Raw genomic sequence first — 26548 nt, forward strand, 5'->3', positions numbered from 1 at the left:
TATAGTATAAAAAATACTAAAAAAATTATTTTTAATATTAAATATTTATTTCATATGATAAATATTTAAAATAAAAGTTTTAATATAGACATTTTATTTAATAAAATAAAACTATAAAAATTTATTTTTATTTTAAGAGTTATTATAAAAATTTTTAAAAATTTTTGAATAAATTAAAAAGATGAAGTAGCCCCTCCTCCACCAGACCTTCCACCTCCAAAACCACCAAAACCACCACCTTTGAAATTACTATTGTTTCTGCCAAAATAACCACCACCTCCAATATTCATATAAATTAAGAATGGGAGAAAATTTGGAAAAAATCTAAAAAATAACAAAAACATTATTATTATAAAAATAATAAAAATTGGATCACTCTTACCTCCATATTCATCTTCATTATTTTTAAAATATTTATCATAGTTCTGTTCTTCTATCTGCGCTTTTTTCAAAATATCTTCAAATTTTAACTCATTTACCTTACATATTTCTTTTGCAAGCCTTAAAGTTAAAATATAAAATCCATCATTAAAGTTGCCTTCTTTAAAATATGGGACCCCATAACTATCTAGAAAATCTTTTGCTTTTATATCAGGAATATCGCCTTCAAGACCATAGCCTACTTCAATTCTTACTTTTCTTTCATTGTAAGCTAAAATTATAAGTATCCCATTATCTTTCCCTTTTTTGCCAATTTTCCATTTTTCAAAAACCTTTACAGCTACTTCCTCTATACTATTATTATTTATTGAACTTAGTGTCAATATAGCTATTTCTACTGATGTAGTTTCATCTAATACTTTAAGAAGATTATTAATTTTAATTTCATAACTATCACTAATTAAATTTGCAAAATCATTTACATAATTATAATAATTAGGTATTTCAAAAGAAAAAAAAATTAAAACCAGAATAATAAAAATAGGTAATATTGTTTTTTTCATAAATAGAACCTTAATAATTTTTAACACAATTATATAAAAATGACTAATTAGAATTAGAAATTTTTATATAATAAATTTTTTATTATAATTAACATAATATTCATATTTGTATATTTATTAAAATATAAAATTATATTTAAATATATCAAGTAATTCAGAAAAAAATTTTATGGAACTTTAAGTATTAAAAAAATATTTTTACTTATTTTCAGGATAAAACTGATTTGGCCAACTTTTTAAATATTCTATATATGAGTCTATTCTTTTTATTCTTTCCATAGCTATTTTATTATAATCAGTCATTTTATTATTTTTTAGCTTGTAATATTCATCTTCCCATAAATCAATATCAATTCTCCATTTTTGGAATCTTTCAGCTTCTTTCTGAAATTTTTTTGCTTCATCATAGTAATATGGAACACATGAATAAAAATATTTTGCATATTGTAAACTTTCTATAATCATCTCTTTATAAAGGTAATTATAAAAGTAGATATTTTCTTTATCAAATCTTGCACCAAGTTGAAGATAACACTTAACAATTAATAGATTAATATGCATTTTAAAAAGAAACTTATATCTTATATATTGTTCTTGAGAAGTTATCTTAGTTAAAGCTTGAACAACTGGTGCAAAAGGTGCTTCAAGAGCCTTCTGTAAGTATTCTATATTTCTAAAAATAACTATTTGGTTATCAGTCATCCCATCAACATATAAAAGATAATACTGTTCTGCATATATTATTGGGGAAGACTCTAGGTTTTGAAATTTACTAGACAATAAGAATAAGAAAATAACTATAAATAATAAAAAAAAGAGAGATTTCCTTTTATTTACAACAAGTTTTTTACACATAAAAAATTAAATGAGATTTATAAATATTTTAATTTTCTTTAACAGCTATTTTCAATATGCCAAGCAATAAAAAAAACATAGTTAGAAGTATTATTAAAATTTTTATTATTGGTATATTACCTATACTCATAAACCAATCTGATGGAAGTAGTTCAACATTTTCAAGAACCCTAAAGAAAGAATAAAGATAATTAAATAAAGCAGATAAAACAATTAAAAAATAATTATCATTATCCCTATTTTTAGACCAAAAGTAAACAGATGCAAATGCTAAAGATATCCCGATAATCATGTCTAATATAGGAAAAAAATACATAATATTTATTTCCTTCTAATTTTTATAGCTTATTAAATATATTTTATTTTAAATTTTATAATAAAATTAATATTTTAATAATTTGCTAATTCTTTAAATTATTCTTTTGTACTTTTTAATAAAAAATTTTTATAATATAGAAATAATTGCTCTAAAATCTTGATCTCTCATTTTCAAAGGTAATACCCCATAATTATAAAATGAGAAATAAAATTTTTTTTCAATTTTTTCTTTTTTTGTTTTATATTTTTTATTTATTAGATTATCTGAATTAGGCAAATTATTATAAATATTTTTATATGGACCAATTAAATTATACTTATTTATTTTTTTAATTTTTCTATAAATCAAATTAAGATAAAAATAATAATTTTTATAATAATCCTTATTTAAAATTTTTAAATAAAATATTTTGAACAATTTTAACATAAATTTATTACAAAATACATTATCTTCTCTAAAACCAAAATTATTAATTTCTTTATCTTTGCATGAATTATCTATTTTATATGTTTCAGTTCTTACATTATCATTAAATAAAATTATGTTAAAGTTTAAACCATTTACTAAATTTGATCCAAATAAATAAAAATCATATAAGTCTGGTCTTTTTTCTTTAGATTCTATAATATTATCCTTTATTTTATTAATATAAAGATTTTCTCCATCTTTATTATATTTATTTATTATTAAATCTATATTGTCATATTCTTTATTGTAATTGAAATATTCCAATATTGGAGATATCCTAAAAGATGTATAAGAATCATCTAAAAATATCTTGAAACCAAAAATTTTAAATATATGAATTATCAATTTATAAATTTCAATAAATTTAATATATAACTCTAAAAATTCTGGTATCTCTTTTTCATAAAAGATATAATTTTTCAAATATTGAAAAGATAAATTAGAATTTACCGACATATTTTTTAATAACCAATTATTAAAGTTATTGTTACTATTAAAGAAATAGATCCATTTCTCAATTTCCCAATAAGGAAATCCTTCTATAAATAAAACTTTTTTTTGATTAAAAATAGTTTTAATCTTATACTCTAAGTTACTGCAATTACAAGATAAATTTAAATCTATCAAATTTTTAAAGATATCAATAAAATACTCATAAATTAAATTTTTATTATTATTTAAAACTTCAAAATTAATAGATATTGAATCCCTATTTATTTTTTCATTTTTTGAGCTTATATCTTGGATAAAAAGTTCTAGTCTTTTTAGAAAAAGTTCAAAAAAGTTAAATTTTAATATATTTCCATTTATTACAATTTTCGATTTTTTTATAGATGAGCAATAAAAAAATAATTTATAGGTTTCTCTTTCATAAAAATATAAAATTTTATTTAAAATTTTGTAGCCATCATAATCAATTAAAACTTTTCTATATAAAGAATACATGGGATCTTTTAATATGTTTCCATTTCTGGTTATAAAATTTCTTCTTTCTAAATTAGCTTCAAAAAAATCCTTATATATGGTTTTTATAAATAAAAAATATTTTTCTTCTTTAAATTCATTAAACAATAATTTTCTTAACTTTTTATTAAAAAAAATAGTGTTATAGAGGTTTCTTTTTTCTGAAAATATGAAAGAAATTGGATGAGTAATCCCAAATGAGATTAATTTTTTAAGATTATATGAAAACTCTTTATCCTTTGAAATAAAAAGCAAATTATAAGCTGCTAAAAATTTAATTTTTTTATTGTAATATGAATATAAAAAAATTCCTGAAAATTTTTTAATATTAAAATTTTGTATTCCAAAAAATTTATATTTCATTTTCCAGTTTTTATTTCTCCTAATCTAATTTTTATCTTATTTAATTTAAGTTAAATCAAAAAATTTAATTTTTCAATTTTGTGGTAAAAAATATTTTTAAAATAATGAAATAATTTTTTATTCCTGATAGTATATATAATTAAAATAATTTTTAGGAGGAAAATATGCAACCTTTTAACATGGTAATTATTGAGGGAAATTTATTATCTGAACCAAAAACAAAAAATAATTCAAATGGTAAACCATTTGTATTATTAAAAATAATTTCTAATCACTTCTATAAAGAAGATAATAAATGGGTTAACGATCCCACTATAATAACTGTGCACTGCTATGGAAATTTAAAAGACCTAACATTAAATAGCTTGAAAAAAGGTGAGAAAATAATAGTTTATGGAAAACTTAAATTCTTCACCACACAAATCGAATCAAAAAAATTACCTTATTTTTACTTACTTGCTTCTAAAATTGAAAAGTTCGACAAGGGAACAAAAGTAATCCTTGAAGAAACTCAAAAAATCGGAATCCAACAAGAAAAGATCCCTGCTTAAGGGATCTTTTTTTCTTTTTCTATACAAGCATAAGCATCATGATTATGAATAGATTCTATAGATTGTACTTCAACTTTATAATAAAATATATCATGAAAGTTATCTAACTTAATACTAATCTCCCTTACTATATCTTCAACAAACTTCGGATTTTTATATGCTTTCTCTGTAACATATTTTTCGTCATTCCTTTTCAATATTGGATAAATCTCACAAGAAGCTGAATTTTCAACAACTTGTATAATATCTTCAATCCATATAACTTTTTTTGCTTTATAAGAAACTGTCACATTTGCTCTCTGATTATGGGCAGAAAATTCAGAAATAATTTTGGAGCAAGGACATAAAATATGGACTGGAACATTAACAACCATCTCATAATCAAATTCTTCACCATACTTAGCAATTAATTTAACCTCATAATTTAAAAGTGCTTTAATTTTACTTATAGGAGATTCCTTCTTTATAAAGTATGGAAATTCTATCTCTATATAAGAAACTTTAGCATTAAGTTTATCTTTTATTTTTGATAGTAATTTTTTTAAATGATCCACTGATATTTCATCATGTCCTTCTTCATTAAGAATTTCAATAAATCTACTCATGTGGGTACCTTTAAAGTGAGAAGGCAGATCAACAAGAAGAGTAATATTTCCTATTGAATGTTGATATTTATTTAGTTTATCATAAACCTTTATAGGAAATTTAAAACCTTTTACTCCAACTTTATTTATAGGAATCTTATTTTCTGCTGGGTTATTATGTATATCTGGAAGAATCATAAAAAAAAAATACAAAATAATTATTTATTTTCAATTCTATTTTATTTAAATTTTTTCATTATTATTCATCTTTTTAATCACTTATTTAAAATTTATTTAAATATTTTTATTATTGAAAAAAAAAAATTATCTCATAATATATAGCTAATTAATAAATATTATAATTTAATTTTATTAATTTTGGAGAAATAAAATGAAAGATATAGATATAAGTAGAAAAGCTAAATTATTAAACATATTTGAAATAGCAAAAAAAGCAAATATACCTGAGGATTTTATAGAACCATACGGTAAATACAAAGCTAAAGTAAATTTAGACTTTTATAATTCTATTCTAAATAAACCTAATGGAAATTTAATTCTAGTTTCAGCTATAACCCCTACACCACTTGGAGAAGGTAAAACTACAATTTCTATTGCTATAAATGATGCCTTAAATGCTTTAGGGAAAAAAAGTTTTCTTGCATTAAGAGAACCTTCTTTAGGTCCTGTTTTTGGAGTAAAAGGAGGTGCAACTGGGGGTGGTTATTCACAAGTTGTACCAATAGAAGATATAAATCTTCATTTTACTGGAGATTTTAATGCAATAGAAAAAGCACATAATTTAATTGCTGCTGCTGTTGATGTAGAATTATTTTACAGAGAAATTGGGTTGGATTCTAGAACTGTTAAATTTAGGAGAGTAATAGATCTTAACGATAGAAGTTTAAGAGACATTGTTATTGGTCTAGGTGGGACAAAAAACGGATTCCCTAGAGAAACTGGTTTTGACATAACTGCCTCATCTGAAGTGATGGCTATTTTATGTCTTGCTTCTAATTATAAAAATTTAAAGGAAATGTTAGGAAACATTTTTATTGGATTTACATATGATGATAAACCAGTTTATGCAAGAGACTTGAAAGTAGATGGAGCTGCAGCTGCATTATTGAAAGATGCTCTTAAACCAAATTTAGTTCAAAGTCTTGAAAATAACCCTGTATTCATTCATGGTGGTCCTTTCGCTAATATTGCCCAAGGCACAAACTCTATTATTGCAACAAACATGGCTATGAAATTAGGAGACTTTGCCGTAACTGAAGCTGGCTTTGGTTTCGATCTTGGTGCCGAAAAATTTTTTGACATTGTTGCAAGGAAAACATGCATAAATATTTCTTGTGTTGTTATAGTTGCAACAATTAGGGCTCTAAAATTCCATGGTGGTAAAAAACTTAAAGAAATCTATAATGAAGATTTGATAAGTTTAGAAAAAGGATTTGAAAATTTAGAGCATCATGTTAATAATATAAGATTATTTGGAAAAGAACCAATTGTTGCTATAAATAAATTTAGCAGTGACACCGATAACGAGATAAAATTATTAACAAAAATGCTTGAAGATAGAAAAATTAAATATTCATTAGTTACTGCATGGGAAAATGGTTCTAAGGGTGCAATTGATCTTGGAGAAAAGATTATTTCATCTATTAAAGAAAATGAGTCATGTCATAATAAATTTTTATACGAACTTACTGATTCTGTTGAAGAAAAAATATTTAAAGTTGCATCAAAACTTTATGGTGCAAAAGCTATAGATTTTACACCAAAAGCAAAGGAAGATTTAAAAACAATTATAAAGCTAGGCCTTGATAAATTACCTGTTTGCATTGCAAAAACTCAAAAATCACTATCAGATAACCCAGATCTTATTGGAAGACCAAAAGATTTTCTTATTACAGTTAGAGAAATCGAAATAGCTTCAGGAGCTGGATTCATCATCCCTATTACAGGAGATATACTTAGAATGCCTGGATATAATTATAATGCAGCATATAGAAATATTACTATAGATGATAATGGAAATATTGATGGGTTATTTTAAAAATGGCAAATGTAAAGAATTCTATAAAACAAATTTTAATAAAATATAATATTAAAATTTTCTTAATAATTTTCTTACTTATTTTATCTTTTTTTATAGTTACTACTATTTACCTTTATAAAATAAATATTAAATTCTATAGTAATCTTGTTCAAAATTTAAATTTTAACTTTAGAGAAGATTTTATTAAATTTCTTGATCTTAATCAAAAAAAAAATATATATAAAGATGTTTATATTAATTGTCCTGAAGAATTCATCATTATCCATAAATTTATATCGCAAAACCTCGAAAATTTCGAAGAAATAAAATTACTATTAATTGAAAATACAGCTAAAAATAATATAAATTGTTACTCAATAACACTAAAAAAAAATAAAAACAGTGATTCTAATTTTATTTTCTATAATAGATTAGATCTAAATGAAAAATTTACCTATAAAATAAAAAAAAGTATATTCTATTATTATTTTAATTACAAATTTTATTTTTTAACATTTCTAGATAAAGAAAAATATCTTATTCTTGAAATTCCATTTAAAACCTTTTTTAACCTTCAAATTATTTTTATCTTTCTATTTATTTTATCTATTATTATTTTTCTATATCTATTTTATAGATTTACTATTAGATACTATAGAAGGTTTGTTAATAATATTCACAAAATATATTTATACTTAAATTCATTAACAAATAAAGAATTAAATGTTAATATAGAAAAATCTTTAATAGAAGAGTTGGATATATTAATAGAAAAAATTAAAATTTTAAGAAATGATTTAATAATAGATAATGAGTATATAAATAAATTATTAGAAATAATAAAAAATATAATTAAAGAATCTACTGATTCATTTATTTATTTTGATAATAGTTATAAAATTATATATTTAAATGATTCTGCAAAAATGTTATTAAATATTAATAATAATGAAGTCAATAAAACTAATCAAATAAATTATCCTATTAGTTTTGAAGATTTAAAATTAGATAGTGATTCTTTTAATAAATTGATTTTAAATATTAAATCAGAAAAAAATTGCTTTGAGATCAATATTAATTCAATAAAATTTATCTGCAATCTATTTAAGGAAAAAGAATTAAATATTCTAATGTTAAAAAATGAACAAAATATTAAAAATAACACTTTAGAATTAAATTTTTTAAGAGAATTTTTACCAAACTTTGCCCATGAATTAAGATCTCCTTTAAATACTATAATAGGTTTTTCAGAAATCATACTTGAAGGCATCGAGGGTGATATTTCTCCAAAACTTAAAGAAGATATCCAAGCAATTAATGATTCAAGTAAAACTCTACTTTTTTATATAAACCAAATTATTGAGTTTTATTCTTTAAAATATAAAGATGAAATAAAAGAAGAGGTAATTTTTCACTCAAGTTCAATCATTAATTTAATCAAATCTTTTTTTCTAAAATTTATAAAAAATAATATTTTAAAAATTGAATTTTATGATTTTTTTGAAGAAAACATTAAATTAGATAAATTTAAATTGATTGCAGCATTTATAAATTTATTTTCTTTTATATTAGAATACTTTTCAGAAAAAAAATATAATTTTTATATAATAAAAAGGGAAAACAAACCTATCTTTTTTATTTCAACTGAATCAGTTGAGAATAATCCAAAGCTTTATCAAGACATTTTAAACTTTACCTTACCCCAATTTGAAGAATCTATTATCAACGAAAATATTATTGAATCAAATTCTCAAGAATATTTCCATATTTACTATTCAAATAAATTGTTTTCATTAATTAATTATAAAATCTATTTTTTTAATAACTCTAAGACATTTTATATTTTAATTTTTTAATAAAAACTTTATATTGAAAAAATAAAAGATTAAGTTATCTTAATTAAAATAATATTAGGTATTTTAAAAAATGATTGAATTATTAAAGATTTTATCTTTAATTATTATTTTAATAATTTTTATAAGATTAAAATTATCTGTTTACCTATCTGTTTTTATAGTTTCTTTAATTTTCATACTATTATATAAAGTAAATTTAGACATAGTAATAGCTTCATTAAAAAATATTATTTTTTCTTATTCAAATATTAATTTAATATTAGCAGTTATTTTAATAACATTTTTTGGTGAAGTTCTATCCTCTAATGGAAATTTTAAAAACACTTTTATTCTTTTCTCATCCAAATTTAAAGAATTAAAATATACACTAGCAATAATCCCTGCATTAATAGGCCTTATACCAATGCCTGGAGGTGCACTTTTTTCTGCCCCAATGGTAGAAGAGGGAGGAAAAATAATAAACCTAAACCAAGAAGAAAAACATCATATTAATTATGTGTTTAGACATATTTGGGAATTCTTTTGGCCAACTTATCCAGCTATTCTATTGATTAATAACTTTTTTAAAATTTCAATTAAAAATATTATATATAACCAAGTTTTATACTCTATTATCTATGTAATAATAGCATTAATAATTTTTATATTTCCTATTAAAAATAAAAGAACAATTAAAGAAATCGAAAAAAAGAGTTTATATAAGAATACTAATATAAGATTCAATAATTTTTTTATCAATTCTATTAATTATTTTAAAAATTCTTTTTTATTTCTATTCTTTATAAACTTTTGGCCAATTATAGTTCTTTTAATCATTTTAATAGCTTTTGAAACAAACATAAATTTTATAGTTTCTATTATTTTAATCATATTTTTTATAGTAAACAAAATCAAACCAAATGTTATTCTAAGCAATTTTAAAAAATCTTTTTCTTTATCAACAATTTTAACAATTATATCAATAATTTTTTTTAAGGAACTTATCACTATATCAGATGTTTTAAAAATATTACCTAAAATATTGACAAGTTTATCAGTTAATCCTTTTATAATTGTCGCACTTCCTCCTTTTTTAATTGGATTTTTAACTGGTTTAACTGTTGCTTCTGTTGGAGTAACATTTCCAATACTTAAAACTTTTTATTTTTCAGGAAGCAATTTAATTTATTCACTAATTATGATTTCTGTAATATCTGGTTTCTGGGGGGTTATGCTTTCACCTGTTCATCTTTGTTTATCATTAACAAGAGAATACTTTAAAACTTCATACAAAAATGTGTATATAAAATTACTCTTATTTTTTATTTTAAATTTTTCAATTTCTATTTTACTTTATTTTGCTGGTTACCCACCAATAATTAAATTTTAATTTTATATTTATTTTTTGTTTTTAAATGCAGATTTATTATTATAAAAATAAATGCTTGAATTAAAATAAATTTTATTTAATTTTATTAAACCAAATAATTTATAAATTGGAGATAGTATGCCTTTAATTTCAAAAGAAAAAAAAGTATCTGAGGATTTGCAAAAAAAAAGACACTCTCTCGCTCATATAATGGCATATGCAGTTAAAAAGTATTTTAAAGATTCTAAAATTAAATTAGGCATTGGTCCTGCAATTGAAAACGGTTTTTATTATGATTTTGATATTGAAAATCCTATTTCTGAAAAAGATTTAAAAGAAATTTCAAAAATAATCAAAAAACTACTTTCAAGTAACATTAAATTTGAAAAAAAGATTTTTAATATAGATGAAGCTAAAGAAATATTTAGAAAAGATCAGGAAATTTATAAATTAGAATTATTAGAAGAATTGGAAAAAGAGGGTGAGAAAGAAGTTTCAATTTATTATTCAGGTGAATTTTATGACCTCTGTAAAGGCCCACATGTCTTAGAAACAAAGGAAATTAATATCGATGGTTTCTTATTAGACAGAGTATCTGGGGCTTACTGGAAAGGTGATGAAAAAAACAAAATGATGCAAAGAATATATGGAATATATTTTGACAAAAAAGAAGAGTTAGATGAGTTTCTTAGAAAAAGGGAAGAAGCAAAAAATAAAGATCATAGAAATATTGGAAAAGAAATGAAACTTTTTATGATATCTGATATAATTGGGAAAGGTTTACCACTTCTTCTTCCAAGAGGTGCAACTCTAAGAAGAATATTAGAAAGGTTTACAATTGATGAAGAGTTAAAAAGAGGGTATCTTCATGTTTACACCCCCGTTTTAGGAAGTATTGAGTTATATAAAATATCAGGACACCTTGATCATTACAAAGATTCAATGTATTCTCCTCTTGATATTGATGGAGAATTGTTTATATTAAGACCTATGACTTGCCCTCATCACTTTATTATGTATAAAAATGAAATTCACTCATATAAAGAACTTCCAATAAGGTATGCCGAGATTTCCCCTCTATATAGATATGAAAAATCAGGAGAACTTACTGGACTAATAAGATTAAGAAATTTCACATTAGCAGATGCCCATATTATTTTAAGAAAAGATCAAATAAAAGAGGAAATGTATAAGGTAATCGATTTAATTAAATTTATGATGGATACTCTTGGAATTTCTAGTAAAGCTTGGTACAGAGCTTCTCTTGGAGATAGAGAAAATAAGGAAAAATATATTGATGCTCCAGAACTTTGGGAGGAAGCAGAAAAAATAATTCTAGAAATTTGTGAAGAACTTGATCTTCCCTATACTGTTGAGAAAGGAGAAGCTGCATTTTATGGCCCTAAAATTGATGTTCAACTGACAAATGTATATGGAAAAGAAGATACTGCATTTACTGTTCAAATTGATTTTGCCCTTGCAGAAAGATTTGATCTTTTTTATATAGATTCTGATGGAAGCAAAAAGAGACCTATAATAATACATAGATCATCCATAGGTTGCTTTGAAAGAACTATGGCGTTTTTAATTGAGCATTATGAAGGTAAATTTCCTATTTGGCTAGCTCCCGAGCAAATAATTTTAATTCCAGTTTCAGACATTCATAATAATTATATTATGTCTATTTATGAAAAATTTAAAAGTAGTGGAATAAGAGTTAATATAGATCTAAGAGGAGAATCTCTATCTAAAAAAATTAGAGAAGCAAGACTTGAAAGATATCCTTATATAGGGATAGCTGGTGATAATGAAATAAGCAAAAATACAATTACTATAAGAAATAGAGATACAGGTGAACAAAAAGAATATAAAGTTGAAGAAGTAATTGAAACTATATTAATGGAAGATAAAAATAAAAGCTTAAAGTTAAGTTTATAGTTAAATTGTAAAATTTTTAAATAAAAAATATTTATAATTATTTCAAATAAAATATAATTATACATAATTAGAAATAGAGTTGTTTTTTAGAATTTTAGTATTAAATTTAATAAAAAATGCAAATAATTAATAAAAGATACAAAATTTTAGAGCTACTTGGTAAAGGTAATTATGGTATAACATATAAAGTTCATGATATAGAGAGTGATTCAATTGTAGCTCTTAAAATTGTTGATCTTAATTTAATTACAAGAAAGAAAAACTTTCAATTAATCGAACAATTTAAACTTTTATCTTATATTAATCATCCTTTTATTATAAAACCAATATCTATAGATAAAGTTTATTTTTTAGATGATATTACTTTTGATCATGAAGCTTATTTTTATACTATGCCTTTTATTAAAAATTCTCTTACAATTGATAATTTTATTAAAGAAAATTCCAAAGATGAAAAACTAATCATAGAAACACTATTTAAGATAATATCAAGTATTAATTATTTGCATTACTTTAATATTTCCCATAACGATATACAAAAATATAATATTTTAATTAATAAAGACTCCAATGATCCTATACTCTTAGATTTATTTCCCATAAATCTTGAGAAGGAGTTATTTTACATTGATTATAAAAACTTAAAAAATATTGTATTATCATTAAATATTAAATTACCTAAAGTTATCAATTTTTTTAATAAATTTGAAAATTCAAATTATAACTTTGAGCTAATTTATAAATATTATTCAAGAATATTATCAGAAAAACCGGAATTATATTTTTTTAATAGAAATATTATCCCAGACTCATCTACTTTTCATTTAAAAAAATTTTTTGATAAAATCATTAAAGATGATAATAATTTTTTCCTAATAGCCTATCATGACACTTTTTTTGTCAAAATATTTTCAAATAATTTTTTCAATTATTTAAAACCACAATTAAATAATACTATCTATTTTAATAATATTAATGATTTAATTACCTTTCTCCATTTAAGAACAAATAAAGATATAAATGAAAATAATCTGCTTTTAATTCTATCCGAATTTATTTATAAATTTAATTTAAACATTGTAACAAATGATTTCTTTTCATTAGATAATAAAAGTAGGAAAATTATTTATTTTATCATTAACGAATTTATCCAAAAATCAAAAAACATAAAACTATATGTTTTCTCCTCTAAACTAGAAATATCATTCAACAAAAGTATACAAAAACTAAGAATAGGTATTCAAGAGAAAGATGGTCAGGAAGCTCTTAAACAAATGTTTAATTTATTGAATTTTAAAATTCCAACAGAATTTATAGAAAATGATCCTTCACATATTTATGCTTTATACTTTTCTTACTGTTCTGCAATACTTAATAATAAAAATTTAAGAAAATTAAAAAATGAAATATTTCAGAATTTAATAAATTTCTATAATCAAAGATTTAATCTTGAAACTTTAACCTTATCTCAAAAGTTAATAATATATCTATTTTGTATATCTGATACACCATTATTTCTTGATGAAATTTTTAAAATAAAATATCCAAATTTAAATCATAATGAGATTTCAGAATTACTTAAAAAAAATATTATTATTCAAAATGAATTAAAATTTTTTGAACTTTATAATAATTTTTTAAAATATCTTTTTAATAAAGTTCTTTTTTCAAAGAATAAAAAGTTTTTCAATAACTTTGGTATATTTTTTCTCAAAAATAATAAGACTACTCCTATTAAAGAAAAAACTTATATTGAATTGCTATATCAAGTAAATAAAAATGATTTGTTAATAAAAGAGTTAATTGAATTTATTAAAAAATATCCTATATATTCTTGGTATGATGAATTTTCAGACATATATGAATTCGTGTTTTCAATTGATATTAATAACTATAATTATGATGACATAATTTTTTTAATTTATAATTATTATTTATTTCACAGAATATGCTTGAATAAATATTTTATTATTAAATTACAAAATTGGTTAAAAAATTACAAAAAAATAGAAGAAGATAAATTAATTTACAATTATTTAATTTTAATAGATTTATTTTTAATTTTTTTTGATTATAAAAGAGAAAATTTTAAAACTGAATATAAAAAAATTGATTTAAATTTTATATTAAACAACAACTTGTACTTTTTCATTAATGAATTATTTTATTTTTCAATACATTTAGACATTAATGAAAATATAGAATATTTTTTTGAACTACTACTAAAAAAAGGAAATATTACTTATTTAAATAATATAGAAATTTGCCTTCTATTATTTAGCCTCTCACATTTAATTCAAAAAAAGGAATCTATCTCTTATGAAGAAAAGAACCGAGCATTTTTAACTATTTCTGATATTATTTATAATGACTCTATAGAAATAAAATTATATCCCCTTTCTGCTAAGGTCAAACATAATATAGCATATATACTTGAAAAAATTGACAAGATTAAATACATACAGAAATCAATCAATTTATATAATGAATCTATTACAATTTATAAAAAATTCAAAATGTATAGTCAACTTGCTCTAACATATAATAATCTTACTGTAATACATGAATCAACATTATATGATACTAAAAAATCTTTAGAGTACCAAGAAAAGTCTCTATATTATGCTAAGCTCTCCAATACTAACAAAGATACACTTGCATTTATTTTAATAAACCTCATGATAAAATATTTTGAGCATTTTAATTTCTATAAATATAGAAAAACTGCTAAAGAGCTATTAGATATATTTCAAAAGAATCCAGATATTCCTTATAAATTAAGGTTTATTTCTTTATATTTACTTTATTTAACAATTTTTTCTAAAAAAAGTGTTCTTGATGCTTATATAAAAGAAGGTAATAATTTATTGAATAATAGCAATTTTTCAGAACATTTTTCATTATTTATTTCTTGTAAAATAGAAGTATATTTTCTTACTAAAAATTTTAAAAAGCTAAATAATACTTTTTATTGTTTTTTTGATAAAAATTATTCAGAAGAAAACTCAGAAGTTATTAAAGATTATTTATACTATTTTTTATTATACAGTGTAGTTTATAATGTAAAGATTAAATTGAAAGAATCATTAGTTAACTATATTGAGTCTATCAAAAATTTTGATATTGAAAATAAAAACGATATTTTAAAATATTATAATGCTATAAAAAATTACCAAACAAATGGAATTAATAATGAGTTAAAGGAATTTTTTATATCTGAACTTATAGAACTAGATAATTTTTATTTTTCAATTGATTATCTAATAATTCTAGGAATTCTTGGAATAATCTTTAAAGAAGACGATTTTTTATATAAATTTTTAAATTATTTAAGAATTTCATATAACAAAATTACTTCTTTATACAGAGAAAATTTTATTAACTTAGAACCTATAAAAAATTTACTAAAACAAAGCAATTTTCTTTTAGAAGAAATATTAAATAAAGAAAAGTTAACAAAAAAAATTCAATATTTATCAAAAACCAAATATGATATAACCAATTTACTTATAACTAAAACTTTTGAGCCTTTTATTAGAGAAGATAATATTGATATAATAGAAAAAATAAAAATAATAATAAAATATTTATTTCAGTGGGGGAAAATATCATATGCTGCAATTTATTCAATTAACAATTATTATAAAATAGAGAAAATATATGAAACTCAATCAAGAATTTTTAAAAATAAAAATTTAGAGTTTTCTTTTTCATTTTTTAACCAATTAATTTCTACTGGTGAACCAATTACACACTTAGAACTCCCTGATAATTTTAAAAACCCAATATTTATTTGCTTGATACCTATTCTAACAGAAAATATAAACCAAAAAAGAAAATCAACCTCATATTATTATCTAGATACTTTTAGATACTATATACATTTAGAATCTAGATTTTATATAAATCCTTTTTGGAATATTAACAAGGAAGTATTCTACTTTATTTCTAATCTACTTTCATTTGCTACGAGATATAATGATATTTTATTCGAAAATCTCTACGATCCATTAACAAATGTTTATTTAAGAAATTCTTTTATAAAAAGAGTTAAAATATCACTTTCAAACTACAAAAAAGGTTCTCTTTTTTTTATCGATATTGATAATTTTAAACAAATAAATGATACATTTGGTCACAATTATGGAGACAAGGTTTTACATGAAATAGCAAAGATTATTAAAACAGGGTTAAGAGCAAATGATATAGTTGGAAGATATGGGGGGGAAGAATTTTTAGTTTTTATTCCAAATCTTGATTATGAAAATTCTAAATTTATAGCTGAAAGAATTAAAAATAACATAAATAGCTCTACAATTCTTTCTGATAGAAAAATATCTGTAACAATAGGGATTTCGGTTTATCCAGAAGACAGTAATATTCTTGATATATTAATTCAAAAAGCAGAAATCGCTAATAGAATTGGAAAAAGGAAAGGGAAAAATACTTATATAAAATATTCTCCATCACTTGAAATAAATATATTAGAAACAGATAAAACTTATGGATTAATATGTAGAGACCCAATTAAAACACAGGAAAATATAAAAACTCTTTTAAAAATAGTAGATATACACAACAGTTTATTAAATAAAATATGTTTTGAAAATAAAAACAATTTAAATATTATAAATTCAGTAAATAAAAATCAAATAAAAGAATATATTTTAAATATCTTAGATGAAATTAAAAAAACAATTTTTTTTGATATTTTTATTATAAATAAAAATGAAAATATAATAACAAATTTAAAAAATAAAAATTTTATTAATGAAATAATAAGAATTTCAAAAGATATATATGGATTTACAAAAATTTATAATAGGCCTTATAATTATTTAAAAATTGAAATGTTTGATTTAAGATTATATATTGGAAATTTTAAAGGTTTCACCTACAATGATGAATTAAATAATCTACTCATAAATTATATAAATTCTGTTAAGCATATCTTAGATATATTATAAATATTATTAAATTAATTTTTTATGAAAAAATAAAATTAAAAATAATTTAACTTAATTATGGAAAATCAAAATAAAAAAATTATTCTTGTAGATGGGCATTCAATTATTTATAAGATACATTTTTCTATGATCAAAACCCCTCTTTTTACAACCAATAATGAAAATGTTACAATAATTAATGGTTTTTTAACAAAAATTTTTTCAATTATTGAAAAATTTAAGCCAGAATATATTGCAATTATTTTCGATTCTAAAGAAAAAACATTTAGGCATGAGATTTTTCCTTCATATAAAGAAACGAGAAACAAAGCTCCAGAAGAAATAAATAGACAAACACCCATAATCATTGACCTATTAAATAAACTTAACTTTTTTACATTAATTATTCCTGGTTATGAAGCAGATGATATAATAGCTTATATTTCAAATAAAGTTAAAACAAATAGTAATATCACTACTTATATTTATTCATCTGATAAAGATTTAATGCAATTAGTAGATGATAGAACTTTTATGATAGCTTCAGGAACTTCAACAAAGGAAGAAATAATAATAGATAGAAATGAAGTTTATAAAAAATTTGGTGTTTATCCAGAACAGATCACAGATTTCCTTGCTTTAATTGGTGATTCTTCTGATAATATACCAGGAGTAATAGGAATAGGTGAAAAAACCGCTAGAGATTTGCTTAATAAATATAAAACTTTAGATAATATTTACAAATATATAAATACAATTGAAAGTAAAAAAGTTGCAGAAAAACTATTACTAAACAAAGATAAAGCTTATCTCTCAAAAAAGCTTGTAATACTTAATAATGAAATACCTTACAATTTTTCAATAGAAGATTTTAAAATTCCTACCTCATTTTCAGAAGAATCTTTAAATATTTTAAAAAAGTATGAATTAAAAAAACTTTATGAAAAAATTACCAACAAACCCTTTGATCAAGTAGCAGAACTTAAAACTATAGATAATTCAAAATATTACCTTATTGAAACAGAAGAAGATTTAAATAAGATATTAAAAAAAATAAAAAATAATAATATCAAATATATAGCATTGGACACAGAGACAACTGGATTCAATTTTCAAATGGATGAAATAATTGGTGTATCTTTTTCATTTTTAGAAAATGAAGCATATTATGTATCCCTTCTAAAAGAGAATAAAAATAATTTGCTATTACTTATTAAATCTTTTGTTGAAGATGAAAATATATTTATAATTGGGCATAATATAAAATTTGATTACAAAGTCTTAAAAAAATATGATATCGAAATAAAAAATATTTTCTTTGATACAATAATTGCAGCTAAACTATTTCTTGGTGATGCTGGTAAACTCAATTTAGATTATCTTGCAGAAAAATATTTAAGATATAAAACAATACATTATGATGATATTGTAAAAGAAAAAGGTTATAATCTTTCAAACTATCCTATAGAAAAAGTCAAAGATTATTCTTGCGAAGATGCTGATGTAACTTTGAAACTATATAATAAATTTAAAAAACTATTGGATGATTATAATTTAAGCACACTTTTTTACAAAATTGAAATGCCATTAATAAAAATACTAGCTCATATGGAAATAAATGGTATTTTAGTAGATGAAAGCTATTTTCTAGAAAAGAAGAAAACAATTGAAAATATGTTGAATGAGCTAGAAAAAGAAATATATAAAATAGCAGGTGAAGAATTCACAATTAACTCCCCAAAACAACTTCAAAAAATCCTTTTTGAAAAATTAAATCTTCCTCCAGTTAAAAAAGGTAAAACTGGTTATTCTACTGATGAAGATGTATTAGAAGAATTGAGCAATTTGCATTTATTACCTGCAAAAATTATAGAATGGAGAAAGTTATCTAAACTCTATTCTACTTATATAATACCAATATTGAATCTTAAAGATATGAATAATAGGCTACATACAAATTATAATCAAGTTTTTGTAACTACTGGGAGATTATCCTCAAATGATCCAAATTTACAAAATATTCCTGTTTATGATGACTACAACATAAATATACGAAAAGGTTTTATATCAAAAGAAAACTTTACTTTAATTTCTGCGGATTATTCTCAAATTGAACTTAGAGTTTTAGCTCATTTCTCAAAAGATGAAAACTTAATAAATGCATTTATAAATGGCGAAGATATCCACAAATCTACTGCATCTTTTATATTTAATAAAAAAATTGATGAAATAACCCCAAAAGAGAGAAATATTGCAAAAACTATCAACTTCGGAGTTATATACGGTTTATCACCATTTGGACTTTCACAGCAATTAAAAATTTCAAGAGGAGAAGCAAGTAATTTTATTAACAAATATTTCTCACAATTTAATAGGTTAAAGAAATATGAAGAGGAACTTATATCTTTTGTTAGAGAATATGGTTATACCTATACTCTTTTTGGTAGAAGAAGATATATTCCAGAAATAAGGTCAAATAATAAAGTAGATCAACAAATGGGAGCAAGAATAGCTCTTAATACACAAATACAGGGGACAGCAGCAGAAATAATGAAAATTGCAACGATCCAAATTTATGATTTCCTTACCCAAACGTATAGAGAAAAAGCTTATTTACTCCGTCAAATTCACGATGAAATTATTCTTGAAATAGAAGATTCTTTTGTAGAAAAGATAAAATTAGAAATAAAAGAAATTATGGAAAACTTAAAATCTGAATTACCAAATTTTATTGTACCACTTAAAGTAAATATTTCTTCGGGGAAAGACTGGGGTCAACTTAAAGATTAAAAAATAAATTAATAAGGAATAAAAAATGAGAAAAAAAATACCTTATATGCTTTTAATTAGAGATGGATGGGGATTTAACCCCAAAAAAGAATATAACGCTATAGAATTATGCAATCCAGAAAATCATAATTATTTTTTAAATAATTTTCCTACAGTCTTAATTGAAGCTTCGGGATTAGCTGTAGGATTACCAGAAGGAAATCAAGGATCATCAGAAGTTGGCCATCTTAATATGGGAGCAGGAAGGATTGTATATCAAAATCTAGTCAAAATATCTAAAGAAATTGATGAAAAGACATTTTTTAAAAATGAAGCTTTATTAAAATCTTATGAGCATGCAATTAAGTATAATTCAAATATCCATATTTATGGTTTAGTACAAGATCAAGGAGTCCATGCACACACAAAGCATTTACTTGGGTATTTAGAATTTTTTAGACTTAAAAACTATAATGGAGATAAAATCTATATCCACATAATTTCTGATGGAAGAGATACTTTACCAAAATCCACATATCAATATGTTAAAGAAGTTGAAGAATATATTCATAAATTTAATTTCGGGAAAATAATATCTATTACAGGTAGATATTATGCTATGGATAGAGACAATAGATGGGAAAGAGTTAAATTATTTTACGATATGCTTGTTTATGGTAAAAGTGATTCTAACTTATTTAATGATGTTTATAGTGCAATAGATGATGCTTACAATAATAATGAAACAGATGAATTTATAAAACCTCGAATAATAAAAGGATTTAAAGTAATTCAAGATAATGATTTAATAATATTTTTCAATTATAGATTTGATAGAGCAAGAGAAATTACTAAAGCTTTTATTCATGATGATTTTAAAGAATTTGAAACAAAAAAAATAAATAATTTATGCTATTTATGCACAACCGAATATTATGAAAATATTCAGAAATCAAATAGAGCAAAAGTATTCGTAACCTACCCTCTTGAAAACTTAACAAATATAATGGGAGAATGGATATCAAAAAAAGGTTTGAAACAACTTAGAATAGCTGAGACTGAAAAATTTGCTCATGTTACTTTTTTCTTTAATGGGCAACAAGATACTGTATATGAAGGAGAAGATAGAATATTAATTCCTTCACCAAAAGTTCCCACCTATGATTTAAAACCAGAAATGAGTGCATATGAGGTAACAGAAAACATATTAAATGCATTAGACAAAGATATTTATGACTTTATAGTGCTTAATTATGCTAACCCTGATATGGTTGGGCATACAGGTGTACTTGAAGCTGCTATTAAAGCATGTAAAACTGTCGATATATGTGTTGGAAAAGTTGTTAACAAAGTTTTAGAGAAAGAAGGAATAGTATTTCTTACTTCAGATCACGGAAATGCAGAGCAAATGATTGACTATGAATCTGGGAAACCTTATACAGCACACACTTCAAATCCTGTTTGGTTTACTATAATTTCAAAATTAACTCATTTACAAAAAGATAAAATAAAATTAAGAAATGATGGAAAACTTGCAGATATTAGTCCTACTATTCTTTATACAATGGGAATTGATATTCCAAGTGAAATGGACGGAAATATTTTATTTAAGTAAAAATTAGTTTAAAATGAAAGAAAAAGCTTTTATAATAGGAATTTCTGGTGGTTCAGGTTCTGGCAAAACAACTATTGTTAAGAAAATTTCAGAGGTATATAATGATTTTGTATTTTTACCTCAAGATAATTATTATAAATCTGCAGAATATATTAACAATGAAAATATTACAGACTTCAATTTTGATCATCCTGATGCTTTTGATAATGATTTATTAATTAATCATTTAAAAAGATTAAAGAATTTTCAAAATATTGAACTTCCCCATTATGATTTTATCCAAAATAAAAGAACTGAACAAGTAACTTTAATAGAACCTAAAAAGCTTATTATTTTTGAAGGTATTCTAATTTTCTTTAATAAAGAAATTAGAGATCTAATAGATCTTAAAATTTATGTAGATACTCCTGATGATATAAGATTTATTAGAAGACTAAAAAGAGATATAGAAAAAAGAGGAAGAACTATTGATTCTGTAATAAAGCAATACTTAACATTTGTAAGACCAGGACATTTAAATTTTGTTGAACCTACAAAAGTCTATGCTGATATAATTATACCGGAAGGAGGTTATAACCAACCAGCTATTGATTTATTAATATCATTTATTAAAGAAAAAATTAGAGAAGATTAATAAGGTAATACTTAATAAATCTAACTAAACAATTTTAGCTTAACCTTACTTTAATTATATTTTAATTATATTTAAATAATTTTTAATTAGCATTAAATTGGTAATGGGACCAACACCATCTGGAACTGGAGTTATAGAACATATATCTTTAAGAGATTCAAAATCGCAATCCCCAACAATTTTATTATCCAAATAATTTATTGATAGATCAAATATAATTGTCCCTTTTTTTATATCTTCTTTTTTAATAAAGCAAGGCTTACCTACTGCTGTAATTATAATTTCAGATTCTTTCATTTTAAATTTTAAATCCTTCGTTTTTGAATGTGCTACTGTAACTGTGGCATCTCTATTTAAAAGAAGTCCGATTAAAGGTTTTCCTATTATATAAGACCTATTTATTATTAATACATCTTTTGAGGCGAAATTTATATTATAATAATTTGCTAACTCTATTACAGCATTTGCTGTAGGAGGAACAAGAAACTCTTTATTGTAAAAAATTGATGCAAAAGAGTTTCTAGTAATTCCTTCAAGATCCTTATTAGGTGAAATAGCATTTATAACATATTCTTTTTCTTTTACATCAACCATTGGCATTTGAACAAAAATACCAATAATATCATCTCTTAAATTAAAGTTATTTATATATTCAATATAATTTTTATCTCCTCCATTTTTTGAATTCTTTGAAATTTCAATTATTTCATAGTTTAAATCAAATTTTTTAAATAATTTTAATAATTGTTTTAAATAAACCCTAGAAGGTTCATCATCAATATTTGATAATATTCCAATTTTGTTCTTATTAAAATCTTTACCTTTTTTTTCAAACTCTTTTTTTATTTCATCTATTTTAAATGAGTAATCTTCTATTAGTTTTTTCTTTAATTCATTCCCACTTAAAATCATAAATTTATTTCCTTAATCTTATATTATTAAATTATTGCTTTATAATGAAAGAAAAACTATTTATATAATTGTCCAAAATTAGTAAATAATAATTTGAATGTTTCAAAATCTCAACTTTGTTTAATTCGAGATCATAAGCTTTCAATATTTTAAAATCCATAATTTTATCATATGGGCCAACTAATTTAACAGTTTCACTTAAATCCCACTTGTTTTTGCAATAAAAAAGATATAAATAATTTTTTTTCTTAATTTCTTTCTCATCCCTTAAAATTATTTTTAAAAACAATTCTTTTAATTTTCTATAAAAATTATTATCAAAATTAAATAAATTTTTAAAAATATCTTTGTAGCTAATATTTTCTAAATCTTCATACCAAATAACATAGCCTAGATAAATGGAATCCCTTTGATAATTTAAATTAGTTGGTCTTATTTCCTCATTTAATTGGCTATCTATAAAATAAAATCCAGTAGAGTATGGTCTATGGGAATATAAATCTAAAAAAGGAAAATAATTATTAACAAAATCATTCCATTTATTAAAATCTTTAAAAAATCTATCTTTATTATTAAGATAAAAATCAATATCTTTTTTATTAAAATCTTTTACAATCTCAAAAGCAATATCAATAGCTTTCCTATAAACAAAAGTTGTTATGCCTTGATAAAATTCTGATTTCATTCTCCCTTCTATCTTAAAAGAATCTATACCAGCAATAACTAAAAAGGGCAAATATTTTAATAGACACAAATCTTTAGAAGACATAAAGTATGAATAATTTGAATCTTCAATAACTTCAAATATTTCATTTTCTCTTTTTTTCTCAATAACCTTAAATTCCCATCTACATGGGTGGACACACATCCCTTTATTAGCATCTCTATAATAAATTCCTTCAGATTTTGAAAGATTTGGCGAAGTCATATAAAAAGAAAGTAAGCACCTTCCAGAATAAGAGATACACATAGCTCCATGTATAAAAGTTTCCAACTTAACTTTTAATTTCTTTTCATTTATATAATTTTTTATTTCTTCAATTTCTTTTAATGTTAATTCCCTAGCTAAAATAACTCTATCTACACCTTGTCTATACCAAAATTCAACTCTTTTAAAATTTAAAGTATTTGCTTGAGTTGAAAGATGGATTTCTCTTTTCTTTATTTTATATTTACTATTAGAATTTAATTTTCTTTTTTTAAATTTTTTATTCAAATATTCAACTATAGAAGGATCAGAAACTATATATGCATCTGGATTAACTTTATCTATACTTGAAAATTCATCAATAAAATTATTTAAATCCATATTGTGCATAAAAATATTAGTAGTAAAATAAAACTTTTTATTAAACTTATGAATCACATCTGAAAGATATTTTAAATCTTGAATATCAGAAAAGTTTTTATTGTATCTTAGGCTATAATTTTTTGTTCCTATATATATAGCATCAGCTCCATAAATTATAGGAAATGCTCCTTTTTTTTTATCTCCTGCTGGTGAAAGTAACTCAGGTTTATTAATTATAAATTTATTTTTCATTTCAACTTTTAATAATAATATTTTTCTAAATATATTAAAAAATATTTTTTTTTAAATTATTTGTTTTAATCAATCTTTTTTAAAAATATTTTTAATATTTTGTAAAAATTACATATTATTATTGACTTACTTTAATTTAAATTATATTTTTTTTTAAAATAAGAAATAAATGGGGTAAATTTGATAAAATATTCTAATTTTGAAAAATATTTTAGACATCTTGCTTTTAAGGTTAAAATAGAAGGTAGAAAAGCTTTAAAAGATTATCCAGATATAACTAAAGCTATGTTTGAAACATTACAATTAATATATTTTAACAAATCATTAAAAGCTAAAGATATTGCATCAAATCTTGATATTTCAAGACCTGCTGCTTCAGAGATTCTTACTAAATTGGAAAAATACGAATATATACAAAAAACAAAAAATCCTAAAGATAACAGAGAAACATATTTTTCCTTATCAAAAAAAGGAGAAAAAGTTATTAATTCTGTCATCAAACAAAGAGTTAAGTTTATAAAGCAAATATTTAAAGAAGAGGAAATAGTTGAAATTTCAAAAATATTTAAAGATATATTGAAAAGATTTAAAAAAAGTGACCAGAGATAGTTTTAATCAAATGATTAAATTATTTTCTGATTCCTTTTCTTTTAATAATTCAATAAAAAAGAAAGTAGAAGAAGCTTTTTTTTATATTGATAGAGCTGATTTTGTTCATCCAGAACTTAAAAAAGAAGCTTATATTAATAATGCATTACCAACATACTGTGGTCAAACAATATCCCAACCTCAAATTGTTTATGAGATGACATGCCTTTTAAATCCAGAAAAAGACGATAAAATTTTAGAAATTGGAACAGGTGTTGGATATCAAACAGCTATTCTTGCTTATCTTTCAAAGGAAATTATAACTATTGAAAGGCATAAAAAGCTTCATTTAATTGCTCAAAAAAACTTATCAAAATATAATTTTAAAAATATAAAGTTTTTGCTTTTAAATGGAGCTTATGGTTATGAAGAAGAAAAACCATATAATAAAATTATTATTACTGCTTCAATTGGAGAAAGTAATTTAAAAAAAATAAAAGAACAACTTTCAAATAATGGTATATTAGTTGCTCCTATTCAAATAACTTATGGATTACAAAAATTGATAAAAATAACCAAAATAGAAAGCAAATATATAGAAGAAGATTTTTCTTATTGTATATTTGTCCCAATAGTAGATAAAGACCCTGAATAAATTTAAATTATCTTTTTTTATAATTTATAATTGTTTCTATAATTATTATAAGAGAAAAAATTATAAAAATAAGTGCCCAAAATTTACTTTTAATATTTGTTATTAAAATTAAAATAAAAAATAAGAGTATTAGCATATTTGAAGGAACTAGTAAACTTTTATTTTTAACTGCAAAATAATATATATATAATGAAAATGAAACAACTAGTAAGAATATAGGCCATGTTTGCCCCAGAAATTTCCAGTTAGTTAATGTATTTATAAATATATAAATGCCGGTAAATATTAAAAATAAAGAAGGAATAATAGTATTATACTGTTTTTTATCTTCAAGATATGGATATAACAAAAAAATACCCGTAAAAATAATAAACAAAGGCCAAATAGGTATATTACTATTAATTATATTTTGCAAAATTAAAATTAAAGCAAATATTAAGAAAATAATTGATAAATATATTTTTGTAATAGTATTTAATTTTATTTTAAATGTCTTCATCGAGTAAATGATAAAAAAATTATAATAAAATTTCAATAAAAAATTCTAAATAATTTATATTTTATATTTGAATTTATAAAATATTAAATTAAAATTTTAATAAAGATTTATGAATAGAATATGAAAGCATTAATTATAGATGATGAACCTTATATTC

At 21.9% G+C, this 26548-nt stretch carries 19 protein-coding genes; 11 read left to right on the plus strand and 8 right to left on the minus strand.

The features are described 5' to 3' along the window. Nucleotides 1–173 precede the first annotated feature (173 nt). The 4 genes from N3A58_02830 to N3A58_02845 form a co-directional block, all read right to left on the minus strand. The gene (locus N3A58_02830) at nucleotides 174–944 is read right to left on the minus strand and encodes a TPM domain-containing protein (GenBank protein ID MCX8058333.1); all 771 of its coding nucleotides are present in this window, start codon (nucleotides 942–944) and stop codon (nucleotides 174–176) included. A gap of 198 nt (nucleotides 945–1142) precedes the next feature. After that, on the minus strand, nucleotides 1143–1799 hold the full coding sequence (locus tag N3A58_02835; protein ID MCX8058334.1) for a hypothetical protein: 657 nt from the start codon (nucleotides 1797–1799) through the stop codon (nucleotides 1143–1145). 28 nt (nucleotides 1800–1827) lie between these two features. Next, on the minus strand, nucleotides 1828–2115 hold the full coding sequence (locus tag N3A58_02840) for a hypothetical protein (protein ID MCX8058335.1): 288 nt from the start codon (nucleotides 2113–2115) through the stop codon (nucleotides 1828–1830). 129 nt (nucleotides 2116–2244) lie between these two features. Continuing rightward, on the minus strand, nucleotides 2245–3912 hold the full coding sequence (locus tag N3A58_02845) for a hypothetical protein (GenBank protein ID MCX8058336.1): 1668 nt from the start codon (nucleotides 3910–3912) through the stop codon (nucleotides 2245–2247). 164 nt (nucleotides 3913–4076) lie between these two features. On the opposite strand from N3A58_02845, the gene N3A58_02850 reads away from it, so the two are divergent. Beyond that, nucleotides 4077–4463: a single-stranded DNA-binding protein gene (locus N3A58_02850; GenBank protein ID MCX8058337.1), complete on the plus strand. Its 387-nt coding sequence runs from the start codon at nucleotides 4077–4079 to the stop codon at nucleotides 4461–4463. Here N3A58_02850 and folE2 read toward each other — a convergent pair. After that, entirely contained in the window at nucleotides 4460–5245 is a 786-nt protein-coding gene (folE2, locus tag N3A58_02855; GenBank protein ID MCX8058338.1) for a GTP cyclohydrolase FolE2, read from the minus strand. The two genes, N3A58_02850 and folE2, sit on opposite strands and share 4 nt — an antisense overlap. A 193-nt stretch (nucleotides 5246–5438) precedes the next feature. On the opposite strand from folE2, the gene N3A58_02860 reads away from it, so the two are divergent. From N3A58_02860 to udk, 8 genes are all read left to right on the plus strand, one after another. Then, a complete protein-coding gene (locus N3A58_02860) occupies nucleotides 5439–7106 on the plus strand; it encodes a formate--tetrahydrofolate ligase (GenBank protein MCX8058339.1) in 1668 nt (555 codons plus the stop codon). Between the two features lie 2 nt (nucleotides 7107–7108). After that, nucleotides 7109–8944 (plus strand): hypothetical protein, encoded by a 1836-nt coding sequence (locus N3A58_02865; protein MCX8058340.1) that lies wholly within the window; start codon nucleotides 7109–7111, stop codon nucleotides 8942–8944. Nucleotides 8945–9014: 70 nt separating this feature from the next. Beyond that, a complete protein-coding gene (locus N3A58_02870; protein MCX8058341.1) occupies nucleotides 9015–10313 on the plus strand; it encodes a DUF401 family protein in 1299 nt (432 codons plus the stop codon). Between the two features lie 117 nt (nucleotides 10314–10430). Further along, the gene (gene thrS, locus N3A58_02875) at nucleotides 10431–12230 is read left to right on the plus strand and encodes a threonine--tRNA ligase (protein MCX8058342.1); all 1800 of its coding nucleotides are present in this window, start codon (nucleotides 10431–10433) and stop codon (nucleotides 12228–12230) included. Nucleotides 12231–12346: 116 nt separating this feature from the next. Beyond that, the gene (locus N3A58_02880) at nucleotides 12347–17197 is read left to right on the plus strand and encodes a diguanylate cyclase (GenBank protein ID MCX8058343.1); all 4851 of its coding nucleotides are present in this window, start codon (nucleotides 12347–12349) and stop codon (nucleotides 17195–17197) included. Nucleotides 17198–17254: 57 nt separating this feature from the next. After that, nucleotides 17255–19966, plus strand: a complete 2712-nt coding sequence (gene polA / locus N3A58_02885) for a DNA polymerase I (protein ID MCX8058344.1) — start codon at nucleotides 17255–17257, stop codon at nucleotides 19964–19966. A 25-nt stretch (nucleotides 19967–19991) separates the two neighbouring features. Beyond that, nucleotides 19992–21560, plus strand: coding sequence for a 2,3-bisphosphoglycerate-independent phosphoglycerate mutase (gpmI, locus tag N3A58_02890; protein MCX8058345.1), 1569 nt, complete (start codon nucleotides 19992–19994; stop codon nucleotides 21558–21560). Between the two features lie 13 nt (nucleotides 21561–21573). Further along, nucleotides 21574–22194 carry a uridine kinase gene (udk, locus tag N3A58_02895; GenBank protein MCX8058346.1) on the plus strand — a complete coding sequence of 207 codons (621 nt, stop codon included), beginning with the start codon at nucleotides 21574–21576 and terminating at the stop codon, nucleotides 22192–22194. A gap of 54 nt (nucleotides 22195–22248) precedes the next feature. Here the strand turns inward: udk and N3A58_02900 are convergent, their stop codons facing one another. After that, nucleotides 22249–23106 carry a bifunctional 5,10-methylenetetrahydrofolate dehydrogenase/5,10-methenyltetrahydrofolate cyclohydrolase gene (locus N3A58_02900; protein MCX8058347.1) on the minus strand — a complete coding sequence of 286 codons (858 nt, stop codon included), beginning with the start codon at nucleotides 23104–23106 and terminating at the stop codon, nucleotides 22249–22251. A 31-nt stretch (nucleotides 23107–23137) separates the two neighbouring features. Beyond that, complete coding sequence (locus tag N3A58_02905; GenBank protein MCX8058348.1) at nucleotides 23138–24649, minus strand: U32 family peptidase; 1512 nt, start codon at nucleotides 24647–24649, stop codon at nucleotides 23138–23140. 180 nt (nucleotides 24650–24829) lie between these two features. Here N3A58_02905 and N3A58_02910 point away from each other — a divergent pair, with 180 nt between their 5' ends. Further along, entirely contained in the window at nucleotides 24830–25258 is a 429-nt protein-coding gene (locus N3A58_02910) for a MarR family transcriptional regulator (GenBank protein MCX8058349.1), read from the plus strand. 10 nt (nucleotides 25259–25268) lie between these two features. Further along, on the plus strand, nucleotides 25269–25892 hold the full coding sequence (locus tag N3A58_02915) for a protein-L-isoaspartate O-methyltransferase (protein MCX8058350.1): 624 nt from the start codon (nucleotides 25269–25271) through the stop codon (nucleotides 25890–25892). 7 nt (nucleotides 25893–25899) lie between these two features. Here the strand turns inward: N3A58_02915 and N3A58_02920 are convergent, their stop codons facing one another. Next, nucleotides 25900–26391, minus strand: a complete 492-nt coding sequence (locus tag N3A58_02920; GenBank protein ID MCX8058351.1) for a hypothetical protein — start codon at nucleotides 26389–26391, stop codon at nucleotides 25900–25902. Nucleotides 26392–26548: the final 157 nt, after the last annotated feature.

This window comes from Spirochaetota bacterium (assembly GCA_026415295.1).
GTDB lineage: Bacteria > Spirochaetota > JAAYUW01 > JAAYUW01 > JAOAHJ01 > JAOAHJ01.